Below are 10,833 nucleotides of genomic sequence, written 5' to 3' on the forward strand. Positions count from 1 at the left end.
GAGGTACTCAGGACCCCGGCCCGCTTCTGAGCGACGCTGGTCCCATGACTACGCCGCCCTCGTGGCCGACTCCCCACCCCAGCCATCCAGTGGGCGCCCATCCCCCGCCGCCGCAGCGGCACAAGTGGTTACGCGCGGGCGCGGACATCGCGCTCGCGATCGGCCTGCTCGTGATCGACGCCGTCGCCGCCCTCATCGCGTTCGTCTTCGGACTCGACACCGTGGGATACACGTTGTTCGACCCTGGGGCCGACAACTCGCCCCTCTCCCTCGTCCGCCCTCTCACCTACGTGGCCGCGGTCGGCGGCATCGTCCTGGTGTCCGCGATCCTGCTGTTCAGGGCACGCGTGGTCATCAGCAGCGGCGTCCAGGCCTTCGCCGGGCTGGCCCTGGTGAGCGCGGCCGTCATCGGAATAAACCACGCGGAGCGCGAGGCGCGCCCACAGCCCGCCCCGACCGAGCGCGGTCCGGGCTCGCTCTGCCGGTCCGGGGGCGACAGCAGCGAGTGCCTCGGCGGCTAGGCCGGGCCGTCTTCCGTACGGCCCCGCGCCAGCAGGCTCCCCAGAGCGGTACGGCGGTGCAGCACCGCGCGGCCCGTGCGGGTGGTGGTGATGAGGCCGGCGGCGCGGAGGGCGGCGGTGTGGGTGGAGATGGTGGGGGCGGAGAGGCGGAGGTGGTGGGCGAGGGCGGTGGTGGTGTGCTCTCGGGTGAGGAGAAGGAGGATGTCGGCGCGGGTGTGGCCGAGGACTGCGGCGAGGGCCGTGGGGGCGGTCGGGAAGCCGGTGGGCGTGAGGGGGAGGCCGGGGCCGGCGGGGAGGGTGACGACCAGCGGGTGGCCGGGGAGGTCGGCGATGAGAGGGTGGCCGGTCCAGTGGAAGGTGGGCCGGAGGAGTACGCCGCGTCCGCGCAGGCGGATGTCCTGCTCCGGGCCCTCGATCTCCCAGACGTCCTCGCGGACGTGCCCGGTCCCGGTCCCTGTCCCTGTCCCTGTCCCTGTCCCTGTCCCGGTGAGCGCCGCGCCGATGCCGTGTTCGGCCACGGCCAGGGCGTGCCGGGTGAACTCGGCGTGATGCAAGTCCCGCACCACATCCCACACCGGGCGCACGATCGTTTCGAAGGCCGAGTGCTGCGCGCGGCGGAGGACTTGCCAGGCGGCGGGGTCGCTCCGGTGCAGATCGCGGACCCATGGGGGCGCCGGGGTCGGGTGCGTGGCGTAGACCCGCTCGATCTCGGAGCGGACCAGCTCCGGGCGGGAGGCCCGGACGGTGTTCAGCCCTTCGTCGAGGGTCTCGCTGAACACATCGATGAAGCGAGGGGCCTCGCGAGCGGGGACGAGCTCCCGCAGCGGCCCGACGGCACCCGGCAGGGAGCGCAGCACCCGCTGTCTCCAACGCCCGAAGAGCAGCCGCCCGTCGGGGCGGCTCATCGTCAGCAGCGCCGTGTTCAGCTCGGCCAACGGGGACGGCCGGGGAGCGAACCGGACCCGGGCGAAGTCGGCGGCCGTGAAGTGGATCCGGATCACTGCTCTCCCCGTCCGCGCCGCGCCATCGTTTCGCTCAGAGTCTCAACCCTGGCCCGCGCGCCCCGTTCAGCGCCAGCATTCAAGGCATGACCCTTCATTCCAGGTTCTCCGAGAAGACCGCCGGGGTGCCCCGGCGAACCGTCACCGCCTCGGCCGTACTGGCCACCGCGACCCTGCTCTCGGGGGGTGGCCGCGCATGGGCCCGGGGCACGGGCGACATCACCGTACGGCTGCCGAGGCCGACCGGTCCGCACCGCGTCGGGACCACGATGCTGCATCTGGTCGACCCGCACCGGAGAGACCCGTGGGGCGGCGGGAGCGTCCGGGAGGTGATGGTCTCGGTGTACTACCCGGCTCGGTCGGTGCGGGGATGTCCGGTCGCGCCGCAGATGACCCCGGGGGCGGTGGAGGTCTTCAAGGCGTTCGATCCCGTGTATCTGCATCCGGAGCTGCCGAAGAGCGGTGTGGACTGGGCGGCCACCATGTCCCACTCGCACACCGGCGCGCCCGCGCTGCCGATCCGGCGGCCGGTGCTGCTGTACACCCCCGGAGGGGCCAACCCGCGCACCATCGGCACCGGGCTCGCCGAGGAACTGGCCAGTCACGGAAATGTGGTGGTGACCGTCGACCATCCCGGTGAGCCCGGGGCCGTCGAGTTCCCCGACGGCAGGGTACGGACGTTCGCGCTGACGGGAGACCCCCGGGAGGGCCCGACCTTCCGCACCCTGCTCGGCACCCGGCTCGCGGACCTCCGATTCGTACTGAACCAGCTGTCGGCCCTCGCCACCGGCCACAACCCCGACGCCCACACCCGCCCGCTCCCCCAGGACCTCGGCCGCGCGCTGGACCTGCGGCGCGTCGGCGTCTACGGCCACTCGGCGGGCGGCGCGGCCGCCTCCCAGGCCCTCTACGAGGACCGCCGCGTCCGCGCCGCGGTCAACCTGGAGGGCTATCTCGACTATCCCCCGGACGCCCCCGGCCAGGACGGCGAGCTGCTCCCGGTCGCCCGGTACGGGGTGAACCGGCCGCTGCTCCTCTTCGGCACCGACGGCTATCACGACGCCCGCTTCGAACGCTCCTGGTCGGCCATGCTCGCCCATCCGGACGGCCGGACCCGCCGACGGCGGATCGACGACGCCCAGCACTGGGTGTTCACCGACTACGCCGCGATGGCCCCCCAGTTCCAGAGCGCCGGGCTGATGAGCGCCGCCGACCGGAACAAGCTCGTCGGCGCGATCACCCCGGCGGAGTCGGTGCCGGGAGTGCGCGACCGGGTGCGGTCGTTCTTCTCCCGGCACCTGTCTCCGCGCTGAGGCCGGGATCAGGTCCTCCCGGTTCTTCTCCGCCTCCGGGTTTGTCTCGCTTCGATCCGCACTTAAACATCCTTCAGTCGAAACTTACGCACCAATTCGCCCCACTAAGAGGGGAAAGAAGGATCAGCCTGCCCATCACCGCCCACCATTGAACCTTTTAGGGCGGAATTCGACATCCCAATCTTCACGCACTTATCACCTTGTGATGATCGGAGCGCATGGACTAACTTCGCCTTCGCTGTCATTCCCAAGACCAACAGAACAGGGGAGGCCGACAATGCGGCTGAAAAAATGGGGCGGGCGAAGGGAAGTCAAAGGAAAGGCCCTCGTCAAACCGGGTTCGGTTCTCATCGCATCTCTGATAGCAGTGTCTTCCAGCGTGGTACTGGCGACACCGGCCCAGGCCTACAGTCATCTGTGCGGCAGGTTCTTCGGGGTTGGCGAAGGCGGCGCCATCTCCTATCGGTACTACAGCATCACGCCCACTTACCAGAAGGCTTTCGGCGACGCCCAGGGAAGATGGGACAAGACTTCACCGAACTCACCCGGGCACTTCAGCAAGCAGCAGACCAACAGCGACCCCATGGTGGAGGTGCGGGACGGCTCTTACACCTGGGACGCCTGGGCAACAGCGTCCTGGCAGGGATGCGGCCCCTACGGCCACTGGTCGTACAACGAAACCTACGTGAAGTTCAACTCCCGGACCATGGCCAATCTCACCGCCCGTGAAAAGAAGATCGTGGCCACTCACGAGATCGGGCACACATACGGCCTCGCTCACGTCTCGACCGGTTGCGGCGGTGCCGGCCCTGCGGTAATGCGGCAGGGCCAGGGCAAGTTCTCTTGCGGAAGCGACGGCCCGTGGTCGGACGACATCAAGGGCGCCAGAGCCAAGTACCTCGCTTCTTGAGCGAATCACCACATCAGAACAGAGGAAAGGTACCAGTGAAAAAGACTGCGGCTCTGGCAGCCCTCATGGTTGCGACATCGCTGAGCCTTACTTCCTGCTCCGGGGAGAGCGAAAAGGAAGCCCTGCACAAAATTGAAGCCGACTACGCGTCCTACGACACCGTCGCGGGCCTCACCCAGGCGGCGGAAGGCGCCTTCCAGGTGAAGATAGGTCCAGTGGTCGGCAGGGAATGCGACGACGGCGGTGACGCCAAGGGCCACGGCGGGCCACCCACCGATTCACCGGAGGAAGGCCCGGAGGACGACCCGGTCACCAGCCCTCCTCCATCCCCGCCGGCAGGGATGGAGGGCGGCGACTCTCCGCACGCGGCCTGCCTCCCGATGGTCTTCCACAAGGCGACCATCGAGACCGTGATCCTCAACCCGACCCCCGTCACGCCTCTCGGGACCAACCCGATCCCCCTCGGCGAATTGATCATCGGCAACGTGGACACGGAAGCTGTTCAGATGGACGGCGCCTCTCCGATCGTCCCCGGAACCCACATGGTCGTCTACGCGGACAAACTGAATTCCACCGAGCACCCCGGGATCAATGTCGTCAGCGGTGACCTGTGGGTGCCCGTCGGCGGAGACCAAGGCCTGCTCGACGTCGCCCCGGGGGGTGCCGTCAGCGCAAGGTCTTCCTCGATCAAATCCCTGACGGAAACCAGCCCGGCAAGCAGGTCCAGCCGGTTCACCACAGACATCGACGCCCTCAAGAAGGTCGCCCGCGCGAAGTCCTGAGACGTCCGACGAGGGCTGAGAACACGCGTCCCCTCCGCGAAGTCGGTGCCGGGAGGGCGCGACCGGGTGCGGTCGTTCTTCTCCCGGCACCTGTCTCCGCGCTGAGGCCGGGCCGGGACCGGGACCGGCCCGGGGCCGGGTTCAGCTGAAGACGATCATCGAGCCCTGGCCCAGGCTGCGGGTCGCCGCCGCGTGGAGGCCGAGCCAGACGTGGCGTTCGCGGGCGAAGGGGTTGTCGTCGTGGGGGATGGGTCCGGCGGGCTCCTCCAGGGAGGTGGGGCGGTCCGGGGGGAGGGGGGCGTGGGGCGGATTGCCGGGGTCTATGCCGATGGCGGGGGCAACGAATTCCAGCTCGCGCAGGAGGCCCTGGGTGGAGCCGAGGGGGCCGCCGCCGGCGAGGAGTTCGTCGTTGGAGAGGGGGGCGGCGAAGTCGACGGGGACATAGGCCCCGGCGTGGTCGTAGTGCCACACGAGATGGGACTGCTGGGCCGTCGCCTCGAACATCTCCAGGAGCTGTTCGTAGTCCCCGCCCAGCTCGTCGACGGGGGTGACGGCAAGACCGCAGAGCTGGAGGAGATACGCACGGCGCAGGAAGTGGAGTGCGTCGTAGTCGAACCCGGCGACCGGGGCCACGTCCCCGGAGAGCCCCGGCATATAGGCGAAGACGGGCACCGCCGGCTGTCCCGCCTCGGTCAGCGCCTTGTCGTAGGCGGCGAGTTCTTCGGCGAAGGGGTTGTCGGGGCTGTGACACAGCACATCGACGAGGGGGACCAGCCACAGGTCACAGGCCAAGGGAGGGCTCGCTCTCAGGCGGGATCGGGCACTGTCGGAAGCACTGTCGGCAGTACTGTCGAAGGCACGGTCAGCGGTACGTCGCGGTACGTCGGCAGTACGGTCGGGACAGAGTAGTGCCCCGGCCGGTCACGGCGAAGGGCGCGGCCCGCATTGCCCGGACCCGGCCCCCTCGCCGCGCACAGCCTTACCGTCGCACACGCTCCCCCGGCGCGCACCGGTGCTCGCTCAACGGCCACCGGGTTCGCCCACGTCCCACACCCAGACTCCGCCGATCTTCTCTCCGGCCCTGCCCAGCAGCCGTTCCACGGTCGTGTAAAGGGCCTGCTCGTTGTACTGCGGCGGCAGGACGACCACACCGGCCCGCCAGGCGGCGAGATCCGCTTTGGCCTGTTCCTGCCACTGGGGGCCGATGTCGGGGACCTGGCCGGTGTTGCGGACGTCGCCGAAGAGGTTGGAGGTGTGGCGCGGGGTGGAGCCGTAGATGCCGACGCGGTCCGGGCCCCAGGGGCCGTTGAAGTAGCCGCCCGCGACCGAGAAGCCGAGGTCGGTGGAGGACTGCCAGTAGAGGGCGTCCGCGCCGCCGGGGCTGGGGAGCGGGACGGTCACCACCGACTCGCCCTCGGCGACGTACGAGCGGTACATCTTCTCGGTGATGAAGGCGGGCACCGGCTCCCGTTCCCGTACGGGATAGGGCGTCGGCACCACGGGCAGCAGGGCGGCGGCGACCGCGAGGAGGCCCACCGCGCGCAGCGCGAGGGGGCGGGTGACCGCGATCCGGTCGACGGCGAGGGCGAGCAGCATGCCGATGACGGGGGCGCAGATCATCGCGACCCGGGACTCGATGACGGATTCGAGGAGGGGCTGGTTGGCGAGCGCCCGCCAGGGGCCGGTCAGCACGATGTCGGTGGCCGGGATCCGGAAGCGCACTCCGAGCGAGAGGAAGGCGGCGGCGAGGCCGGTGAAGGTGAGCGCCTTCACGAGCGGGAGGTGCCACATGCGGATCACGAGGGCCGCCGTCAGGGCGAGGACCGGCCAGCCGAAGAAGGCGTTCTGCTCGGTGCGGTTCATCGCCAGCGGGTCGGCGCGCTCGTCCGAGCCCCAGAGGGAGCGGCCCGCGAACTCCATGAACGCGAGGGGGCTGTTCCCGGTGTTGGACCCGTGCATCACATGTGTGTAGCTCTGCGGTCCGAAGAACTGCCAGCCCAGGGGGAAGGCCACCAGCGGCAGACAGACGGCGAGCCCGATCAGGGTGCCGCGCAGCAGCGGCCGCCAGGCGGCCCGCGCCACGTCGCGGCGGACGGCGGCGTAGGCGATCGCGAACATCACCATGCCCATGGTGGCGAGCAGCAGGGGTTCCTCGCCGAGGAAGATCTGGTACGTGGCGAAGAGGCCGAGGAGTACGCCGTCGCGGACCACGGCGCGGCCCTCGCAGAGCCGCAGCGCGCGGTCCACGATCACGGGGATCATGAAGAGGACGAGGAAGTTGGGGTGGGCGTTGCCGTGGGAGATCATCGGCGGCGCGAAGGCGGCGAAGGCCGCGCCGACGGCGGCGGCCCAGCGCCCGGCGGTCAGGTGCCGGGCGATCAGCCAGTACCAGGCGACGGCGGTGGCGGCGAGGCCGCCGGTGAGGACCAGCGCCCAGGTGAAGGTGGGGCCGAGGAGGAGGGTCACGGGGGTGAGCGGGACGGACAGCCCGAGCATCACCGTGTTCGCCATCAGATTCACCCCCTCGGGATGTCCCTGAAGGGTGGTGAAGAGCGGATTGCGCAGATTGACGACATTGTCGGCGGTGACGCGGAAGAACCACTCCCACTGATTCTGGTCCTGTCCCGCGTCCGCGAGATAGCCCCGGTCCAGGTCGGCCCAGAGGTCCTGGTAGAGGACGGCGGAGACGAGGACGAAGCCGAGGACGATCAGCAGGTCGGCGCGGCGCAGGGCGCGGGTCCGCAGCCGGAGCAGCTCCAGCAGCACCTTGCCGTAGTCGAGCGGTCTGACCTTGGAGCCCTGCTGGTGCGACCAGCGGACCGGGACCTCCGTCACCGGCCAGCCCTCGCGCCGGAAGTGCCGCAGTATCTCGACATCGATCCCCCACCCGTCCAGCCGGGAGTCGGCGAACGCCGCGCGGGCCCGGTCCCCGTCGAAGAGTTTGAACCCGCATTGGGTGTCGTGTATCCCGGGCACCGCGACCGCGCGTATGAGCCCGTTGCCCAGTCGGCCGAGCCATTCGCGGACCCGCCACTGATGGACGTCGATGAGGGAGTCGGGGTGGGCGCGGGAGCCGATCGCCGCCGCCTGCCCGCCGGCCGCGAGCTGGGCGTCCAGCCGGTCCAGATCCTCGATCGGGGTCGCCAGATCGGCGTCGGTGACCAGGACCCGGCGGCCGTACGAGGCGAGGACGCCGCGCCGCAGCGCGTCCCCCTTGCCCCGGTTCGCCCCTCTGTCCGCCCGGACCAGATGGATTCTGGGCTCCTCCGCGGCGGCCTCCTGGGCGATCTTCGCGGTGGAGTCGGTGGAGCCGTCGTCCACCACGATCAGTTCCCACTCGCCCCAGCGCTCCGGGTCCGCCCGCAGATACGCGGCGATCGCGTCCAGGGTCGGCCGGAGCCTGCTCTCCTCGTTGTAGGCGGGAACCACGACGCTCAGTTCCACCCCGCTGCCGTGGTGTTCCATGGCCTCCACGGTGTCGTACACCGCCGGGAGCCCCGGGACCGGGTCCATGTTCACCGCTACCGCTCCAGCCGATCCGCCCAGGCGAGCGCCCGGTCGTTGTACAGACAGATGACCGACCGGGCCGCGGTGAGATCGCCGAGGGCGACCGCGTCGACCAGTGATTCGTGTCCGCTCCACAGCCATTGCCGCCGGTCGGCGTCGGCGCGCAGATGCGGCACCGAGAAGACCCAGCTCTGCACGCGCAGCCGGTGCAGAAAGCCCGCGATGTAGAAATTGGCGATGAGTGAGCCCAGCTCGTGCCAGAAGCGCAGGTCGTAGCCGATGTGGATGTCGAGGTCGCCGCAGCGGGCCGCGCGGGCGGCCTCCTCGGCGCGGCGGCGGACCGAGACCACGGCCTTGGCTCCGACGCGGGTGCGGCCCCGGCGCTCGGCGTGCCGGATGACGCCGTCCATGACGAGGGACCGGGATTCGACCATGGCCCGGTAGTCGGCCACGGAGAACTGGTGCACTCTAAAGCCCCGGTGCTGGTCGGAGTCGAGGAGTCCTTGCGCGGCCAGGTCGACGAGGGCCTCGCGGACCGGGGTCGCGGAGACTCCGTACTGCTCGGCGATCTGCTTGACCGTGAACTCCTGTCCGGGCAGCAGCCGCCCGGCCAGCACCTCGTCGCGCAGCGCGTCCGCGATCTGCTGCCGCAGGGTGCTGCGGGTGACGGCGGTGCTCGCGTCGCGCGGTCCGGGGCCGGGCATCGATGGCTTCTCCTTCGCCGGGGGGTCCCGGACACGATAGGCCAGTCGGTACGAACCGGGTGAGGTGCAGGTGAACGAGACAGTCGGGGGCGGGGCCGCGGACAGGTCTGGCGGCGGGGTCTTCGAGGCCGCCGCGGGCGACGGTCCGGCGGCGGGCGGGGAGGGCCGGGCGGCCGAGGTGCGGACGGCGTACGCCGGTCTGCTCCAGATCCGCCGGGTCTCCGGCACCGGGGGCACACCCGCGCCGTGGGAGCGGCGGCAGCCGGTACGGGCGGTGGCGCTGGCCCTGGAGGCGGCCGGGGTGCCGCCCTCGGCGGTGGACGGGGACGGCGCGCGTACGGCGACCGGATACCGGGTGCTGGCCGCGGACCGGGACGGCGCGGTACGCGTGGAGTGGGCCGGCCCGGCGGGCGGCGGGGCGGCGCGGGAGGAGGAGAAGTCGCTGCGGGAGTGCGGACGGATCCTCGGCGAGCTGGGCTGGGAGGCGCTGCTCTACCGGGGACCGCGCCGCCGCTGGTTCCTGGAGACGGAGGCCCTGCCGGGCCCCGGGCCCGGCTGACCCTCCGGCCCGGCGGGGCGGCCCGCGCACCCTGCGCCCCCCGGGCCGGGTTCTCAGCAGTCGCCGTTCCGCGCGTACACCCCCACCCTGGCCTCGTTCACCGCCGTCTCCTCGCAGAGGGTGAAGTGCCCGCGCAGCACCTCCCGCTTGATCTCCTCCTCCGCGACCGCGTCGAGCGGCTGCCCCACGAGGTCCTGGACCACCACCACCCGGCCGTCGTGGGCCAGCATCCGTTCACGGATGCGCTCCGGGGACAGCTCGGTGCCGTAGAGCGTGTGGGAGGCGCGGGGGGAGCTCTTCATGGACAGATCCGTCAGATGCCCGGTCTCGCCGGGGCGCACCAGTGTCCAGACCCGTCGCCGGAACGGTATGAAGAGCAGCCCGTCGCCGGGCCGCCCGGACTCCGCGAGGACCTCGCCCACCGCGCGCACATCGCTCTTGCGGCTCTCCGGGGTACGCAGATGGGGGCTGAAGAAGAGCAGGGACAGCAGGGCGGCGGCGGCCGAGGCCAGGGCGAGCACCGGGGACCAGTGGCGGTCGAGGACCGCGCCCAGGAGCAGGGCCAGGCCGATGACGTACGGCAGGACATAGCGGTCCACGTACAGCGGGTGGATGAAGGAGACCGCCATCAGCAGCCCCGCCGGGAGGACCAGCAGCGGGAGCGCGATCCTCCGGACCGCCGCGCCGCCCGGGGTCCGGGCGCAGGCGCAGCCCAGCAGGGCGGTCAGGACGAACGCGATGATCTTGGGCGTTCCGGGGGAGCCGATCCAGTCGACCTGGGCGGACTGGGTCACGCTGAAGAGGGCGAGCGGGGTGAGCCCCGCCACCGTGCCCAGTGCGGCCGCGATCCAGCCGCGCGGCGGGCTGCGCCACAGGCTCGCGCCGTGCGCGAGGAGGGTCAGCACCGCGAACTCGTGCATCAGACAGGCCGCGAGCATGACCGCCGCGTACGCGCCCCAGCGCCGCTGGAGCAGCAGCAGGGTCCCCCAGGCGACCAGGGCGCACACCAGCGCGTACGAGCGCCCCTCCTGCGCGTAGCGCTGTACGACGGGCAGCAGCGGCAGCAGGAGCCCGGCCAGCAGCCCCGCGCGGGGGCCCGCCAGCCGCCGGCCGATCAGCGCGACCAGGGCGGCCGTCGCGCACATCGCGAGCACGGACGGCAGCCGCAGCGCGACGAGGCCGGGCTCGAAGACGGCGAACACGGCGTGCATGAGGAGGTAGTAGAGGCCGTGGACGGCGTCGATCGTGCCGAGCGTCCGCCAGATCTCCGGCAGGGACCGCCGCGCCATGTCGTAGGTGACCGCCTCGTCGGTCCACAGGGTTCCCCCGCGCTCGATCCCCCACAGGCCGAGCAGCAGCATCAGCGCGGCGGGGGCGAGGGCGACCGGCAGCGAGGACAGCCGCTCACCGGGTGCGGGGCGGACGGACGGGTGGGCGGACTGGCGGACGGATGGGTGGGCGGTGTCGGTCATCAGGCGAGTTCATCGGCCGACACGTTGATGGGCAGGCCCCACACGCCGTGCCAATCAATTCATT

Annotated in this window: 10 protein-coding genes; 5 read left to right on the forward strand and 5 right to left on the reverse strand. The window is 71.2% G+C overall.

The features are described 5' to 3' along the window. The first annotated feature begins 44 nt into the window (after positions 1–44). Positions 45–521 carry a DUF6234 family protein gene (locus tag IE247_RS01075; RefSeq protein WP_190120905.1) on the forward strand — a complete coding sequence of 159 codons (477 nt, stop codon included), beginning with the start codon at positions 45–47 and terminating at the stop codon, positions 519–521. Here the strand turns inward: IE247_RS01075 and IE247_RS01080 are convergent. Continuing rightward, positions 518–1,522, reverse strand: a complete 1,005-nt coding sequence (locus IE247_RS01080) for an ArsR/SmtB family transcription factor (protein WP_190120906.1) — start codon at positions 1,520–1,522, stop codon at positions 518–520. The genes IE247_RS01075 and IE247_RS01080 overlap by 4 nt on opposite strands. An 86-nt stretch (positions 1,523–1,608) precedes the next feature. Between IE247_RS01080 and IE247_RS01085 the strand changes: the two genes are divergently transcribed. The 3 genes from IE247_RS01085 to IE247_RS01095 all read left to right on the forward strand — a co-directional run bounded on the left by IE247_RS01085 (position 1,609) and on the right by IE247_RS01095 (position 4,527). After that, positions 1,609–2,835, forward strand: coding sequence for an alpha/beta hydrolase (locus IE247_RS01085; protein ID WP_190120907.1), 1,227 nt, complete (start codon positions 1,609–1,611; stop codon positions 2,833–2,835). A 277-nt stretch (positions 2,836–3,112) separates the two neighbouring features. Beyond that, entirely contained in the window at positions 3,113–3,745 is a 633-nt protein-coding gene (locus IE247_RS01090; protein WP_190120908.1) for a zinc metalloprotease, read from the forward strand. A gap of 35 nt (positions 3,746–3,780) precedes the next feature. Continuing rightward, positions 3,781–4,527 carry a hypothetical protein gene (locus tag IE247_RS01095; RefSeq protein ID WP_190120909.1) on the forward strand — a complete coding sequence of 249 codons (747 nt, stop codon included), beginning with the start codon at positions 3,781–3,783 and terminating at the stop codon, positions 4,525–4,527. Positions 4,528–4,668: 141 nt separating this feature from the next. On the opposite strand, the gene IE247_RS01100 is transcribed toward IE247_RS01095, so the two are convergent. The 3 genes from IE247_RS01100 to IE247_RS01110 all read right to left on the reverse strand — a co-directional run bounded on the left by IE247_RS01100 (position 4,669) and on the right by IE247_RS01110 (position 8,738). Beyond that, the gene (locus IE247_RS01100; RefSeq protein WP_190120910.1) at positions 4,669–5,319 is read right to left on the reverse strand and encodes a putative DNA-mimic protein; all 651 of its coding nucleotides are present in this window, start codon (positions 5,317–5,319) and stop codon (positions 4,669–4,671) included. Between the two features lie 228 nt (positions 5,320–5,547). Then, the gene (locus IE247_RS01105; protein ID WP_190121374.1) at positions 5,548–7,992 is read right to left on the reverse strand and encodes a dolichyl-phosphate beta-glucosyltransferase; all 2,445 of its coding nucleotides are present in this window, start codon (positions 7,990–7,992) and stop codon (positions 5,548–5,550) included. A gap of 56 nt (positions 7,993–8,048) precedes the next feature. Continuing rightward, positions 8,049–8,738 carry a GntR family transcriptional regulator gene (locus tag IE247_RS01110; protein ID WP_190120911.1) on the reverse strand — a complete coding sequence of 230 codons (690 nt, stop codon included), beginning with the start codon at positions 8,736–8,738 and terminating at the stop codon, positions 8,049–8,051. 70 nt (positions 8,739–8,808) lie between these two features. On the opposite strand from IE247_RS01110, the gene IE247_RS01115 reads away from it, so the two are divergent. After that, positions 8,809–9,297 carry a hypothetical protein gene (locus IE247_RS01115; protein ID WP_190120912.1) on the forward strand — a complete coding sequence of 163 codons (489 nt, stop codon included), beginning with the start codon at positions 8,809–8,811 and terminating at the stop codon, positions 9,295–9,297. Positions 9,298–9,350: 53 nt separating this feature from the next. On the opposite strand, the gene IE247_RS01120 is transcribed toward IE247_RS01115, so the two are convergent. Beyond that, a complete protein-coding gene (locus IE247_RS01120; RefSeq protein WP_190120913.1) occupies positions 9,351–10,769 on the reverse strand; it encodes a glycosyltransferase family 39 protein in 1,419 nt (472 codons plus the stop codon). Between the last annotated feature and the right edge of the window lie 64 nt (positions 10,770–10,833).

This window comes from Streptomyces inusitatus, assembly GCF_014651115.1.
GTDB lineage: Bacteria > Actinomycetota > Actinomycetes > Streptomycetales > Streptomycetaceae > Streptomyces > Streptomyces amakusaensis.